Origin of the sequence: Peribacillus sp. R9-11 (assembly GCF_031345095.1) — a bacterium.
Classification (GTDB): domain Bacteria; phylum Bacillota; class Bacilli; order Bacillales; family DSM-1321; genus Peribacillus; species Peribacillus butanolivorans.
The window spans coordinates 4,524,640-4,538,336 of sequence record NZ_CP133763.1; the positions used below are offsets into that span (position 1 = coordinate 4,524,640).

15 protein-coding genes are annotated in these 13,697 nt (G+C 36.9%); 11 read left to right on the forward strand and 4 right to left on the reverse strand.

What is annotated here, in order from left to right; genetic code table 11:
* Positions 1–379: 379 nt before the first annotated feature.
* Genes RE409_RS21990 through RE409_RS22000 form a run of 3 tightly spaced genes read left to right on the forward strand, consistent with a single transcriptional unit; the run spans position 380 to position 2,210 of the window.
* Positions 380–979, forward strand: coding sequence for a bifunctional transcriptional activator/DNA repair enzyme AdaA (locus RE409_RS21990; RefSeq protein ID WP_201186413.1), 600 nt, complete (start codon positions 380–382; stop codon positions 977–979).
* Positions 966–1,493, forward strand: a complete 528-nt coding sequence (locus tag RE409_RS21995; protein WP_057219880.1) for a methylated-DNA--[protein]-cysteine S-methyltransferase — start codon at positions 966–968, stop codon at positions 1,491–1,493. The genes RE409_RS21990 and RE409_RS21995 overlap by 14 nt, the downstream gene beginning before the upstream one ends.
* Positions 1,494–2,210 (forward strand): 2OG-Fe(II) oxygenase, encoded by a 717-nt coding sequence (locus RE409_RS22000; RefSeq protein WP_309558056.1) that lies wholly within the window; start codon positions 1,494–1,496, stop codon positions 2,208–2,210. It abuts the gene before it with no gap.
* A gap of 118 nt (positions 2,211–2,328) precedes the next feature.
* On the opposite strand, the gene RE409_RS22005 is transcribed toward RE409_RS22000, so the two are convergent.
* Together RE409_RS22005 and RE409_RS22010 are read right to left on the reverse strand one after the other, a co-directional pair.
* The gene (locus tag RE409_RS22005) at positions 2,329–2,952 is read right to left on the reverse strand and encodes an NUDIX hydrolase (RefSeq protein ID WP_309558057.1); all 624 of its coding nucleotides are present in this window, start codon (positions 2,950–2,952) and stop codon (positions 2,329–2,331) included.
* Between the two features lie 176 nt (positions 2,953–3,128).
* Positions 3,129–3,401, reverse strand: coding sequence for a transporter suffix domain-containing protein (locus RE409_RS22010; RefSeq protein WP_242485385.1), 273 nt, complete (start codon positions 3,399–3,401; stop codon positions 3,129–3,131).
* 443 nt (positions 3,402–3,844) lie between these two features.
* Here RE409_RS22010 and RE409_RS22015 point away from each other — a divergent pair, with 443 nt between their 5' ends.
* The 5 genes from RE409_RS22015 (at position 3,845) to RE409_RS22035 (ending at position 8,870) form a co-directional block, all read left to right on the forward strand.
* Positions 3,845–4,879 carry an ROK family transcriptional regulator gene (locus RE409_RS22015; protein ID WP_309558058.1) on the forward strand — a complete coding sequence of 345 codons (1,035 nt, stop codon included), beginning with the start codon at positions 3,845–3,847 and terminating at the stop codon, positions 4,877–4,879.
* Between the two features lie 55 nt (positions 4,880–4,934).
* Complete coding sequence (locus tag RE409_RS22020; protein WP_309558059.1) at positions 4,935–6,167, forward strand: MFS transporter; 1,233 nt, start codon at positions 4,935–4,937, stop codon at positions 6,165–6,167.
* Positions 6,168–6,285: 118 nt separating this feature from the next.
* Positions 6,286–6,666, forward strand: coding sequence for a VOC family protein (locus RE409_RS22025; RefSeq protein WP_201186421.1), 381 nt, complete (start codon positions 6,286–6,288; stop codon positions 6,664–6,666).
* A 269-nt stretch (positions 6,667–6,935) separates the two neighbouring features.
* On the forward strand, positions 6,936–7,616 hold the full coding sequence (locus RE409_RS22030; RefSeq protein ID WP_309558060.1) for a copper homeostasis protein CutC: 681 nt from the start codon (positions 6,936–6,938) through the stop codon (positions 7,614–7,616).
* Positions 7,617–7,997: 381 nt separating this feature from the next.
* Positions 7,998–8,870, forward strand: a complete 873-nt coding sequence (locus RE409_RS22035) for a DMT family transporter (RefSeq protein ID WP_201186422.1) — start codon at positions 7,998–8,000, stop codon at positions 8,868–8,870.
* 79 nt (positions 8,871–8,949) lie between these two features.
* On the opposite strand, the gene RE409_RS22040 is transcribed toward RE409_RS22035, so the two are convergent.
* Both RE409_RS22040 and RE409_RS22045 read right to left on the reverse strand, forming a co-directional pair.
* On the reverse strand, positions 8,950–9,408 hold the full coding sequence (locus RE409_RS22040) for a VOC family protein (protein WP_201253882.1): 459 nt from the start codon (positions 9,406–9,408) through the stop codon (positions 8,950–8,952).
* Positions 9,409–9,566: 158 nt separating this feature from the next.
* Positions 9,567–10,073, reverse strand: coding sequence for a GNAT family N-acetyltransferase (locus tag RE409_RS22045; protein WP_201186424.1), 507 nt, complete (start codon positions 10,071–10,073; stop codon positions 9,567–9,569).
* A gap of 204 nt (positions 10,074–10,277) precedes the next feature.
* On the opposite strand from RE409_RS22045, the gene RE409_RS22050 reads away from it, so the two are divergent.
* The 3 genes from RE409_RS22050 to RE409_RS22060 all read left to right on the forward strand — a co-directional run bounded on the left by RE409_RS22050 (position 10,278) and on the right by RE409_RS22060 (position 13,605).
* Positions 10,278–10,844 (forward strand): sigma-70 family RNA polymerase sigma factor, encoded by a 567-nt coding sequence (locus RE409_RS22050; protein WP_201223263.1) that lies wholly within the window; start codon positions 10,278–10,280, stop codon positions 10,842–10,844.
* Positions 10,841–11,980: a DUF4179 domain-containing protein gene (locus RE409_RS22055; protein ID WP_309558061.1), complete on the forward strand. Its 1,140-nt coding sequence runs from the start codon at positions 10,841–10,843 to the stop codon at positions 11,978–11,980. The genes RE409_RS22050 and RE409_RS22055 overlap by 4 nt, the downstream gene beginning before the upstream one ends.
* A gap of 236 nt (positions 11,981–12,216) precedes the next feature.
* Entirely contained in the window at positions 12,217–13,605 is a 1,389-nt protein-coding gene (locus RE409_RS22060) for an L-cystine transporter (RefSeq protein WP_053347509.1), read from the forward strand.
* The last annotated feature ends 92 nt before the right edge of the window (positions 13,606–13,697 follow it).

The following is a 13,697-nucleotide window of genomic DNA, read 5'->3' on the forward strand; positions in this document are numbered from 1 at the left end:
ATTTAGAACTGCTTTGTTATTTCATTTAAAAAAAGTGAACTAACTCTTTCATCAACAAATAGACCCTTTTGTGATTCACAACCAAACTATGTTTGCGAAACAGCCAAGTTCTCACTCTGCCATAAATTAATTCTATTTGTCGCAAATACTCCTGGAGCTTTATCTACCTTCCTTAACAGATTCAAACTATTTATAGTCACACAAGAAAAAAGCCGATCACTAATATAGTGAAAGGCTTTTTTTCTTATTTGTCCGGGCAGCCATCTTCGGCTGCCTTTTCCTATTCCTATTTGAAAGAAATTACGTTATCTTGCTTTTATATTATCGAAATGTTTGTATATCAATACTTTCTTGTATACTAAATGGAGAGGTGAATGTGATGAATTTGAAAAAAACAGACATTCCTAATGATTACTGGAAAGCTATTGTAGAGTGTGATGCAGCGTATGATGATCATTTTTTATATGGCGTAAAAACAACAGGCATCTTTTGTCGGCCCTCCTGTAAATCCAGGGTGCCCAACAAAGAAAACGTGCAGATTTTCAAAAATGCCAATATGGCTTTAGAAGAAAATTTCAGGCCTTGTAAACGCTGTAAACCCGAAGGCTTGAATCTGCCAACAGATGAGTGGATTGAGCAAATAACTGAATGGATTGATCAACATTACAGCGAGCCCCTCACATTGAACACATTGGCGGATATTTCTCATGGCAGTCCCTACCACTTACAAAGATTGTTTAAGCGTGTGAAAGGTCTATCGCCTACTGAATATATTCAACAACTCCGCCTTGAAAAAGCAATTAGAATGCTTGAAAGCTCCGAACAGCCGGTAACCGAAATAGGATTGGCTGTAGGATTTTCAAGCACCCCCTATTTTATAACGTTATTCAAAAAGAAAACGGGATATACACCATCAGGATATCGAAAAGCTTACCATCAAAACTTGAAAAAGGAGCGTGAACAACATGATGAATGTTAAAGAACAAACAATAGATTGGGCCATTTTAAAATACGATAAGTGGCAATTATATGTAGCCAAGTCTGAAAAGGGACTTTGTTATGTAGGTTCACCTGGTCAATCGTATGATGAGCTGAAAACTTGGATACAAAAACGCTTCCCCTTGGCGAACCTTGTTGAAAATGAAGAAGCCTTAAAGCCCTATCTAAAAGAACTGTATGAATATTTCGAGGGAAATCGGCAAACTTTCTCATTACCCGTAGATGTTAAAGGAACGCCATTTCAACAAGAAATTTGGGCAGCATTGAATCAAATACCCTATGGAAAAACCTATTCCTATTCCGATATTGCCGAGCACATTCAAAGACCTAAAGCTGTTCGCGCGGTCGGAACGGCTATCGGTGCTAATCCAGTTCTGATTACTGTGCCCTGTCATCGGGTAATTGGAAAAAATGGAGCCATAACTGGGTACCGCGGAGGAACGGAGATGAAACAATATCTGCTTCAATTAGAAGCACAAAATGGAGGGAGATAAATGAATAGGGATTTGAAGAATTCACCAATCTACACACTTGACTGGGGCCAAATTCATCAAACATTGGACGACCAAGGCTTTGCAAAATTGCCTGTCCTGCTTACTCCTGAACAATGTCAAAACTTTATCAATTTGTATGACCAAGAAGAACTATATCGAAACACAATCAACATGGGACGTTATTGCTTCGGTGAAGGCGAGTATAAATATTTCGATTATCCATTGCCAGCTCTACTGCAGGAGCTACGTACGGCATTTTACCCTGAACTCGCAATAGCTGCTAATCGATGGTTGCACCAGTTAGGGAAAGAAGCCATTTATCCTGATTCGTTAGATGTTTTTTTAGAAGAGTGCCATGAAAAAGAACAAACCCGTTCAACCCCTCTTATTCTTAAATATGAAGCAGGCGGCTATAATTGTATGCATCAGGATCTATATGGAGATGTTTATTTCCCATTCCAAGTTGTATTTACACTAAATCAGCGGGGGGTTGATTATACCGGAGGCGAATCCATTCTTGTGGAACAGCGTCCCCGAGCCCAAAGCCGAGGGCATGTCATCACGCTAGAACAAGGAGAAGCACTCCTCTTCCCTACGAACCACCGGCCAGTAGAAGGTAAAAAAGGATATTACAAGAATACGATGCGTCATGGCGTAAGCACTCTTCAATCTGGAATACGCTACGGGATGGGAATCATTTTTCATGATGCAAAGTAACGGTACAACACGATAACAATGAGATTTTCAGCTTTTTGAACACAACTTAAGCCCCAACAAAACTCGAATTGTTTTGTTGGGGCTTAAGTTTTAGTTAGCTTTGGTCAGAACCTGAATGCTATGATAAGTTTTCTCTGATCAACCTAATAATACTTTTATAATAGGAAACTTCATGCGGCACAAATTTATCTCTGCCAACATATTGATCTATCATCATTCTATGGCCATCTTGATTGATTTCAAAGCCTTGGATATTCACTTCTTCTTTTGTTCCGTCCCACAGGTCTTCAAAATCATCCAATTCAACTTTTACCATCCCAGAAACTTCTTCTTTTTGTAAGGTGAAGTCATCGAAACACTGAGTACTTTCATATAGAAATACGTTAGCTAATTCTTTGTCGATGAAATTTTCTTTTGTTACATGATATTCGATAACACCTAATGAGACCAACTTATCAAAAGAAACCTCGATGCCTATTTCTTCTTTAATCTCCCTTACACCGTCGTATATCGTTTGATGAGCCAGCAAATGTCCGGCAGCCGTAATGTCCAATAGGTTCGGATAATCTTTTTTCATCTCACAACGATGTTGAAGATAAAGATAATCCACCCCCGCTTCTCTACTAACGAACCAACAATGGAAAACCTCATGCCAATGTCCCATTCTATGTACTTCTTCACGCGTAGCCACGCCGATTTGTTTACGATCCGCATTAAATACTTTCAACATCTCATTTTCCATATTTCGCTTCTCCCTACGTTTTATTTTTTACTTTTCGTCTCCAAACATTAAAAAGAAACTGCGACATAGAGGACAATATGGGATGCAGGTTAGATATAGGTGGTGAAAAAGAGCCAAGATTTAATGTGGTTCCATGCCCTCACTCTTTTTTACACTACCTTCTAAACTTTTATTTTTCATTTTCCTGCTTTTTCTTTTTTCCAATTTTTCGGGTTTAAGTAACTTTTAAATTTAGCAGCTACTTCTTTTCCGACTAAAAGTGCACCTACCCAGAACATTACTTCTGCAAAGACAATTGCACCTGTTATGACCCCCGCTTTTACCGCAGTTGGAAATGGCGTAAAAGGAGCTATTACAGGAATAATCCAAGTGAGAAGAGACACTATTAGAAAACCCATTCCTATTTTGTAAAACTTCGATTTCGTTACTTCCTTACCTTCTTTATCCAATTAAATAACCTCCGTTATGATTATCCTCATTTAATTTTTCCGGCAACCATTTTACTTTCAATATACCATTCTCTAAATATATTCTTTTTTTATACGTTTGAATGGACATTTCGTTTCATTATAAATGAAAATAAAAAAATAGTTGATAGTGAAAGCATAATCAATAAGCCACTGAGGTTACCTGGGATGAAAAATAGAGTAGCCAAACAGGATGATTTATAGGTAACAAATGTACAATCCTCCTCCACAATTGGGCAATATAACGGCATTGTTACTCGTGTTTTGGGCCAGACTTAGAAAGACCAATGCTAGTATTTGTAAGTTGTATAAATAATAAATATCCGATTTTGATTTCCATTGTTTCCCAAACTTGTATGTGATATAGTATCATCGTAACTTATTAAAGATCTTTAATAAGTTTTTTATATTAGGTGGTGAACATTATGAATGAGTTATTCGTTACTCCAAAATCTATGAAGAAGGTTATCCTTAATGGTATTCGTACAACTCTTTTAGAACTTGGAAGTGCAACAAAAGTTGAACTCAGCGATAAATTAGGAATTAGTTTCCCGACAATAAGTAAATTCCTATCGCAGATGGAGAAGGATGGGGAACTTATTTTAGTCGGCCTCGATGATTCTAGAGGTGGAAGAAGAGCAAAACGATATGCATACAATCCTGAACATATGTTAGGTTTAGCACTATTTTTAGAGAGAACAGAGACAAATTATGCAATTTTTAATTGTTTGGGTGAAGTGAAGGAACAGGGAAAAACGTCAAGTGTATTAATAGATGATAATCTAAAATTATTAACCAAGTATATTGAAGACATTATAGCTAAATACTCAAAGATTAGTTCAATGGCAATTGGTGTCCCTGGTTCGGTTGATAATGGTCGGATTTTTTATATACCAGGCTACGAGCATTTTCAAAATTTTGATTTAAAAGGATACTATGAGGATCGTTTTTCTATACCTGTGGTAGTAGAGAACGATATGAATGCTGCAGTTCTTGGATATCACAATAATAAGGGGAATAATGACAATCAATCTCTTATATATTTGTATTCCGGTCAAAATGGTCCAGGTGCAGGAATTATGATAAATGGAGACGTGGTGCGAGGAAGTACTTTTTTCTCGGGTGAGGTTTCATTCGTCCCGCAGTATGATGACCGAAATTTTCTGCAAGCTTTAGAAAATGGAAGTGGACCTAAGAAAGTAACTATCCGTGAGGAATATGAGATTGATGCAATTAGCCGTTTAGTAGCTACGTTTGTAGCAATCATTAACCCTCATACGATCATTTTTTGCAATGATGATGTGAACAAATTAATAATAGACCAAATTGTAATAAGGAGCTCAAAATATATCCCAGTAGAACATCTTCCAGAGATAACAATGAGTGATTGGAAACAAGACTATCTATATGGATTACAAAATCTTGGACTTGATCTCATGATCACTGGAACAAGCAGGTAAAACGAATCAGAAGTACAATGGAGCACCGCAAAAAAATTAAAGGCGGGTTATATATATGGCTACATTCTTTTTAGTAATCATCTATTTGGCTTTCATCAGCTTAGGTTTACCTGATTCATTGTTGGGGGTTGCATGGCCTGTGATGCAATTGGAATATGGAGCACGGCTTGAGACTGCTGGCTTGCTTTTTATGACGATAGCAGGTGGTACAATTATTTCAAGTTTAGCAAGCGGAACTGTACTTAAACGGTTCGGAACTGGGAATGTTACATTTGTCAGTTGCTTAATGACTGCTGGGGCTTTGCTAGGTTTCACTTTTGCTCCATCGCTTGTTTGGTTAATTATTTGTGCCATACCACTTGGATTAGGTGCAGGTTCTGTTGATGCAGGATTAAACAATTATGTTGCTACACATTACAAAGCACACCACATGAGTTGGCTACATTGTTTCTGGGGAGTTGGGGCTACACTTGGTCCCATCATTATGTCTCAGTTTATTTCAGAGCAAAATTCTTGGAGACAAGGATATCTTACTATTGCTGGAATTCAGTTCGCATTAGTTATAATCCTATTCTTCACTCTGCCTTTATGGAATAGGGTCGCAAGAAACAGCAATGTTACTTTAAGTGAAGAGCCGGAAGATTCAAAAAGTGTATTTAATGATGAAGATGCTAAAGATATAAAACCTTTGAAGATTAGGGGAGTTAAGCTAGCTCTGATATCTTTCTTGTTTTATTGTGGTGTTGAAGCAACAATGGGCCTATGGGGAAGTAGCTTTCTGGTAAATGTTAAGGAGTTACCCGTAGCGGTAGCTGCACAATGGGTTTCCCTATATTACGCAGGAATAACAATTGGCAGATTTATTACAGGCTTTATTACTTTAAAGGTCAGTAACCGTACTCTCATTCGGGTAGGCCAAATAACAGCATTAGCTGGTGCGGTACTTCTATTCTTACCATTGCCGTCTAGTTTCTCACTTGTAGGCTTTATCATGATTGGATTAGGATTAGCACCGATATTTCCGTGCATGTTACATGAAACACCAGCACGCTTTGGAAAGGAGCATTCTCAGACAATTATGGGCTATCAAATGGCTGTTGCCTATACAGGTAGTACGTTCATGCCTCCTCTTCTTGGTTTCATTGCATCTCAATCAACAATAGGAATCTTCCCGTTTTTTATTGTTGTTTTTGTTGTAGCAATGATATTTGGTTCAGAAAAATTAAATTTCTTATTGAAAAAAAAGGATTTTTTAAAGGGGAAAAATACGAATTCTAAAGTACTTTAGTGATATAGAGTTTGCATTGATAACTACGTTGCTTATTTTTATATTAATGAGAATAAAGATTAGTAGTTGTTTAGTATGAAAGCTGATAAAGAGAAAATAAACGAATAAGGTGAAGATGATGAAAATTGAACATGTAGCTATTTGGGTGAATGATCTGGAATCAATGTGTGCCTTCTACGCGCAGTACTTCAAGGGCACAGCCAATCGTTTATACCGTAATACGGAAAAGCAATTTGAATCCTATTTTATAACTTTTGAAACTGGAGCACGTCTAGAAGTTATGCGACAGAAAGGAATACAAGATAAAATGACTACCCCAATAACAGGATATGCTCATATCGCTTTTTCTGTGGGAAGCAAAGAGAATGTCGATCAATTAACAGAAACGTTAAAAGCAGCAGGATACCCTGTGTTGAACGGCCCACGTATCACTGGGGATGGTTATTATGAAAGCGTAGTAAGTGACCCTGAAGGAAATCAGGTAGAGATAACAATCTAACAGAAAATCAGACCTCATGATAAAATCGATTGTGACTGTAGTTACATAGAAAGCTGATTTCGTTTCTAAAAAACCTCCCCTTTTTTTGAAAATGAAATGCTTATTCTTTTGTAATGAAACTTTCTTTTATAAACCAGTTTATTGTCACTGTTCTTCTGACACTTAAATTGTTTTATCCAAAAATTAATCAACAGCAACAAAATGATATACTTTTATTATTGTGATTCCTATGAAGGATACCAAAGAACTTGTCAAGAAAGGAAAATCTAATGTACATTGAATTTATTGCCACAACCATAGAAGATGCCCTTTTAATTGAAAAATCGGGTGCAGACCGTATCGAGCTCGTTTGTGCTTTAACTGAGGGCGGTTTAACTCCCAGTTACGCCCTGATAGAAGCTGTCGTCAGTTCGGTAAGCATTCCAGTCAACGTGATGGTAAGGCCTCATAGCCAATCATTTCAGTATTCTCCTGATGATCTGAGTATTATGAAGAATGATATAAAGATTATTTCCTCATTGGGGGCAAACGGCGTCGTATTGGGTGTATTAAATGAAAAAAATGAAATCAATCAAATATACCTGGAAGAACTATTAACAGCATGTGAAGGTTTGGAGATTACATTCCACCGAGCCATCGATGATACTCCTGACCCAGTACGAGCTGCTGAAATGCTAGCACAGTATCCGGAAATTACAACGATATTGACCTCCGGTGGACATGGTGATTTCCCAACCCGCATGCAAACCATTCACCAAATGAAAAAAGCCTGCGGCGACATCTCGATTTTAGTCGGCAGCGGCTTAAATAAAGATAATATCCTTTCTATCCATTCCGAACTAAATACCGGTTACTATCATTTTGGTACAGCTGTTAGAAAAAATAGCAGCTTAATTGAAGGAGTTCAATTAGATAAAGCGAAAGAAATTGTAAACATGCTAAAGATTTAATGAAAAGATTCTGTTAAAAAACAATAGGAATGGGACCATTTCTTTGGTCCCTTTTCTGTCCCTTATTGAAGTAAAGTACACGTTTGTTGCATAAAAAAGGGCTGATCGTAACAGCTCATCTTGGTTCGTTACTCATATTTATTTTTCTTCATACTCCTCTATATTGATTAGTACGAATAGCCAAATCGCTGAACAGTTAATATACTTAATTCCACCAATTATTGTATGATTAAGAAAACATTATGAAAGTGAGCTGAAATCTGATGATGTATTCACCACTATTTGAAAATGATGTACCTGTAGTTATTCTCCCTTAACGGTAGAAAACTACAACTCCGTTAAGGACAGTATTATTTGTCTAGAGAAAACGGAGGGCACAAAATGAAAAACACCTTATTAGGTTCTTTATATTTATCACTCGCTGCTAGTATTTGGGGCGGGATGTATGTTGTGGTAAAGGTTGTGGTAGACTCTGTTCCACCACTTGAATTAGTATGGTTCCGCTATGTAATTGCTATTGTTGCATTGCTAATTATTGGCGTTGTAACAAAACAATCATGGCGTATTGAAAAACGAGACTGGCTGCTAATTTTCATGATTGGGCTTACTGGAAATACAATTTCCATTGTAACCCAAGAAATTGGTACGATGCTTTCTACCGCACAAATGGGTGCTATCATTACTTCAACCACACCTGCATTCATGGTGCTATTTGCGCGAATTATTTTAAAAGAAAAAATTACGTTTAAAAAAGCACTTTCAATTATTCTAGCTACAATTGGTGTCTGTATTATAGTCGGAAATGCGCATATCAATTCATCTAATCAACTTGGTGCGGTATCGTTACTTATTGCAGCACTAACATGGTCGCTTATGTCTGTTCTTATTAAGCGTGTCCCCGGGCAATATTCACAAATTGTGGTAACAACCTATGCTATTCTTGTTTCAATTATCTTACTTACGCCTTTTACAATTAATAGATTAGATAAACTCGACTTCCAAGCCATGATGCATCCAACTATTTGGGGCGGCCTTTTATACTTGGGAGTCATTTCGACAGCATGTGCCTTTTTACTATGGAATCGCGGATTGCAAATGCTTAATGCTTCAAGTGGCGGATTATTTTTCTTTTTCCAGCCTATAGTCGGTACCTTTTTAGGGTGGTTATTGCTAGGTGAGCAAATTGGCCTGCCTTTTTGGATAGGTACTATATTAATCTTTATTGGTGTTATATTTGTTATTCGAGAAGAATAAGCATCAGGAAAAAGCTGATTGGTGTTATTGCCGATCAGCTTTTTATATAACTTTGGCATTTTTATTAATAGTTAATTAGTCACTTAGTAAGTAATTCTTCCCATTTTTCAAGTGAAAGTTTATTGGTCATATGCTTATATGCATCAGGTACTTCTATTGAACACATAAGCTCCAAACTATTACCATCTGGATCATTAAAATAAACGGAAGCGTTCCCTTGATGGGGACGAACAAAAGGTTCAATGGACGTTCTTTTTCCAAAAGGGACAACTTGAATTTGCAGGGATTGAAGCCAAGTCAAAGCATTTTTCATATTTTCATAAGATACTCGAAAAGCGATATGCCGTAGTGAAGGGTGATATGGAGTTTGATATTCTTCCCCTTCCCACAGACCTACCCAACTTTTGTTTTCCTCGATCCAAAAGAAGGCAGTATCTTCATCCTTCCATGCCATTTTCAAGCCTATTTTCTTATAAAATTCCATTGAAATGGCTAAGTCTTTAACAGGTAAATGGGCTTCATATAAACCTTCTATCATAGTAGATTCTCCGTTCTCGTTCAAAGTAATGAAAGCTTTTACTATTCTTGCGAAACATTCATGCCGGTAAAATATTTTGGGAATGTTGTATGTTCTATCATTTTTTTCATTGGTTCATCTCCTAAATATCTCAATCGCCTATTTTTCAGTCCGAATTTTTATATTGTCCTACAATAATAGATAAACGTTTCCTTTTGACCGTGTTCATTTTTTTCCTCATTAATAGAAATCCGTATAAATCCGTTTCTTTCTAAAACTTTTTGAGAGGCAATATTGTTACTTGTTGTTTTCGCATGTATCTGGTTTACACTTAATTCTGCCGCTGTGTTTACTAATAGCTTTAATGCTTTATTGGCTATTCCCCTTTGCGTATACTTCTCTCCAATTCTATAACCCACATGTGCCGAGCCATTGGTATTATCAATATCCACCAAGTTAATTCTTCCGACAATAGAGCCTGAGTCATTCTTAATGAGATAAAAATATGAGATATTTTCTTCTTGTTCTTTTAATAATTCCCTATGTCTATTTTTAAACGTTTCGAAGGTATAATAATCATCTCCACGACTTGGGACCGTTTGTTCAAAAAACCTTCTATTATTGCATTCAAATGTAAATAACTCTTCCGCATCTCGTTCATTTAGCCTATCAATAAATATTTCCATCACTACTCATCCCTTTCCAAAACACTTGGCTCATCTTTACAAAGTTTGATAACTTCAATACCCTATAATTCAAGAAACCTATTTACATATCCTTCCTGATAATACCTGCCATATCAAGTTCCCAAATCTTTTTGAGAATAAATATTTTTCCATACGTTGTATAAGGTGTAAAAGCTTTTACAAAAAAATAAGGGGAATCATTACATGAAGTCTACTGATGAAAATTTTATACAACGGCTGCAGCGACAAGAAGAAGACGCATTAGAATTTATAGTTGATAATTACTTGCCATTGATTAAGGGGATCACATTTAAAATTCTTTCCCCCCTTAAGAACGAAGGAATTATTGAAGAATGTATCAATGATATTTTTCTCTCCATCTGGAACAATTCGAAAAAGTTCCATGGCGATTCAACAGATTTCAGAAAATGGATTTGTGCGATCGCTAAGTTTAAATCGATTGATTCCTACAGAAAAGCTACTAAGAAAGTGGAATTTACTTCAAGTTATACCGATGTGAATCTAGAAAAATCAGCAGAAGACGAACTGATTATGATGGAAGATAGAACGGAACTACTTCAGTTAATCGAGCTTTTAGAGCCTGTTGATCGAGATATTTTTATCTTGAAGTTCTTTCTAGGTTTTAAGAATGAGGATATTTCGATAAAACTCGGGTTAACCAAAGCTTCGATTGACAATCGAATTTATAGAGGAAAAAAGAAACTAAATCAAAAAGCTACGAATCTTAAGTTAGGAGGCAGCGTAGTATGAAGGATATTTATGAATTATTAAATGATATAGACATAGACGAAACTGAATTTGAGGAAATGGAAGTTACTGAACTAGAAAAAGCTAAAGTCAAAAGAACTCTTAAAAAATCAATAAGCAAGAAGAAAAAAATGAAGGGTTGGCAAAAGAAAGTTCTGGCTGCTTCCATTATATTAGGATTATCCACCGCAACCATTGGATTATCATTCACAGCTTCTGCTAAAAGCATTCCTTCGATTGGAGATATTTTTAGCTTTTTTGGTAATGGAAATACTGGTCTCTATGATGATATCAAGAATGATGGAAAGGGTCTTTATAGTGATTATAAGAACTACTCCAACGAAATTGGCCTTACCGAAGAAAGCAATGGCCTTACTTTCACGATAAATGATGCCATTTATGATGGAAAAACAGTAACCATCACTTATACCATTGAAAGTGAAGAAGATTTGGGTGACGGATCATTCTATATTCCCGGCCCACAAATAAAAGAAATGAAAGCCCAAGCAGGATCAGATGGATTTACAAAAGTAGCTGATAAAAAATATGTAGGCTTACTAACGGCTACTAACTTAGATGAACTTAAAGAAGATACGGTAAATATAGACTGGGATATAAACAGCATTAGTATTACCGATACGAATAAAGAGATAAAAGGAAATTGGAACTTTGCATTCTCTCTAAAAGCAACGGAAAGCAACGAAAGGGTTATCAATAAAAGTGTAGATCAATATGGAGTAAAGGTGTCCGTTGAAAAAATCGCGATATCACCGATGTCCTTTGTCGTTCATTACAATCAAGAAGTTTCCGACTTGGTTAAAAACAAGTGGGATGAGGTCTATGTTGAATTGACCATTAAAGATGACTTAGGAAATGTGTACGCTGGACAAGGCAACGGAGGAAAAGGTTTCGGTTCTTATAATATGAGCTGGAGTAAGACCTTCCAAAAAATTGATCAGAACGCTACGAAACTGATTGTAACTCCTCATTTGTCCTTACGTAATTTCACTTCAGAGAACCATGGGGAAGTAACCATAACGGAAGATGGTAAAGAAAAGGTGTCATCCTTCCCAACAAAACCGAGTAGTGCTCCCAAAGAGTTGGTATTGGATGATATCGTGATTGATTTGAAGAAGTAATAATTGTATCTATGAGAGGTATACTGAAACCCTGATCCGTGAGTGGAGAAAGGTTCATGTATACCTCTCTTTTATTGTTCCTTCTTATTCAGTTCTTGAATATGGATAAATACATGAATTCCTCTCCAAGTCAAAAATAAATAATTTTCTTCTGGTAAATAAATAAAAAATGATGTATTATAATTTCAGATATTAATTAATCTTATTTGGTTAATCGGAATTGAGGAGGGAAATATATGATTGGTTATGTATTTTTAAATCTTGCTATTATGCTCGTACTTTTAGGCGTTTTATTTTATATGAATAAGAAACATGTTTCTTTTACAAAAAGGGTCTTTACTGGACTTGGATTAGGGATTGTATTCGGTCTTCTTTTGCAGTATTTCTATGAACCTCAGTCAGAAGCGATTGTTAAATCAGTCGATTGGTTTAACATTGTAGGTTCAGGCTATGTTAAGTTTCTGCAAATGATTGTTATGCCGCTTGTCTTCATCTCTATCTTGTCCGCCTTTACAAGGTTGAAACTAACTAGCAATATCGGAAAGATCAGTGTCCTGATTATCGGGATCTTGCTTGGAACGACTGCGATTGCAGCAGCCGTGGGGATTACATCCGCAACTGTGTTCAATTTAGAAGCCGTTCAAATTGAGCAAGGAGATGCAGAGTTAAGCCGTGGGGATCAAATAACGGAAACATACGGTACCATTCAAGATAAAACGATGCCGCAACAAATCCTTGAATTGATTCCGTCAAATCCGTTTCAGGATTTAACGGGAGCCCGTCCGACTTCAACTATTTCTGTTGTGATTTTTGCTGCATTTCTTGGGATTGCCTATTTAGGGGTCAAAAGGAAGCAGCCTGAACATGCTGAGTTTTTTGCTAAAATAGTAGATACATTGCACAGCATCATCATGCGCGTGGTAACGTTAATTCTACGTTTAACGCCTTATGGAATCTTGGCGATCATGACTAAAACGGTAGCGACAAGTGATCTGGACGCTATCCTGAAATTAGGAAAATTCGTGGGAGCCTCTTATGTCGCCCTAATTGTCATGTTCTTGATTCATTTGTTATTGTTGACGCTTGCCGGATTGAATCCAGTGGTATATTTGAGAAAAGCTTTCCCAGTATTATCGTTTGCCTTCACTTCAAGAACAAGTGCGGGTGCTCTGCCATTGAACATCCAAACACAGAAACAATTAGGAGTGTCTGAAGGAATTGCCAACTTTGCTGGATCCTTCGGTTTGTCGATTGGTCAAAACGGCTGTGCCGGCATCTATCCGGCCATGTTAGCCGTCATGATCGCTCCAACAGTGGGTATTGACCCTCTAACACCATCATTTATTGCCATGTTAATTGCCATTGTAGCCATTAGCTCTTTCGGGGTTGCTGGCGTAGGTGGAGGAGCAACTTTTGCTGCTATTCTAGTATTGTCAGCAATGAACTTGCCAATTGCCTTGGCGGGACTTTTGATTTCCGTTGAGCCATTGATCGATATGGGAAGAACGGCTGTGAATGTCAGCGGAAGCATGACTTCAGGTATTCTAACAAGTAAAATAACGGGTGACCTGGATAAGGAAAAATTCAGCGAAGAATCATCATTGAAAATAGAAGCTGAAATGTAAAAGCAAAAGCACCAATCTTCTTATTTCTTGAAGATTGGTGCTTTTCTCATTGATTGTAAAATGTATTTTACTTAAGAAGCCTATATAAAATG

What these genes read in the sequence shown, in the direction of transcription:
- RE409_RS21990 (WP_201186413.1), top strand. Translation starts at nt 380, where the DNA reads ATGAATTTGAAAAAAACAGACATTCCTAATGATTACTGGAAAGCTATT.
- RE409_RS21995 (WP_057219880.1), top strand. Translation starts at nt 966, where the DNA reads ATGATGAATGTTAAAGAACAAACAATAGATTGGGCCATTTTAAAATAC.
- RE409_RS22000 (WP_309558056.1), top strand. Translation starts at nt 1,494, where the DNA reads ATGAATAGGGATTTGAAGAATTCACCAATCTACACACTTGACTGGGGC.
- RE409_RS22005 (WP_309558057.1), bottom strand. Translation starts at nt 2,952, where the DNA reads ATGGAAAATGAGATGTTGAAAGTATTTAATGCGGATCGTAAACAAATC.
- RE409_RS22015 (WP_309558058.1), top strand. Translation starts at nt 3,845, where the DNA reads ATGAATGAGTTATTCGTTACTCCAAAATCTATGAAGAAGGTTATCCTT.
- RE409_RS22020 (WP_309558059.1), top strand. Translation starts at nt 4,935, where the DNA reads ATGGCTACATTCTTTTTAGTAATCATCTATTTGGCTTTCATCAGCTTA.
- RE409_RS22025 (WP_201186421.1), top strand. Translation starts at nt 6,286, where the DNA reads ATGAAAATTGAACATGTAGCTATTTGGGTGAATGATCTGGAATCAATG.
- RE409_RS22030 (WP_309558060.1), top strand. Translation starts at nt 6,936, where the DNA reads ATGTACATTGAATTTATTGCCACAACCATAGAAGATGCCCTTTTAATT.
- RE409_RS22035 (WP_201186422.1), top strand. Translation starts at nt 7,998, where the DNA reads ATGAAAAACACCTTATTAGGTTCTTTATATTTATCACTCGCTGCTAGT.
- RE409_RS22040 (WP_201253882.1), bottom strand. Translation starts at nt 9,408, where the DNA reads ATGATAGAAGGTTTATATGAAGCCCATTTACCTGTTAAAGACTTAGCC.
- RE409_RS22045 (WP_201186424.1), bottom strand. Translation starts at nt 10,073, where the DNA reads ATGGAAATATTTATTGATAGGCTAAATGAACGAGATGCGGAAGAGTTA.
- RE409_RS22050 (WP_201223263.1), top strand. Translation starts at nt 10,278, where the DNA reads ATGAAGTCTACTGATGAAAATTTTATACAACGGCTGCAGCGACAAGAA.
- RE409_RS22055 (WP_309558061.1), top strand. Translation starts at nt 10,841, where the DNA reads ATGAAGGATATTTATGAATTATTAAATGATATAGACATAGACGAAACT.
- RE409_RS22060 (WP_053347509.1), top strand. Translation starts at nt 12,217, where the DNA reads ATGATTGGTTATGTATTTTTAAATCTTGCTATTATGCTCGTACTTTTA.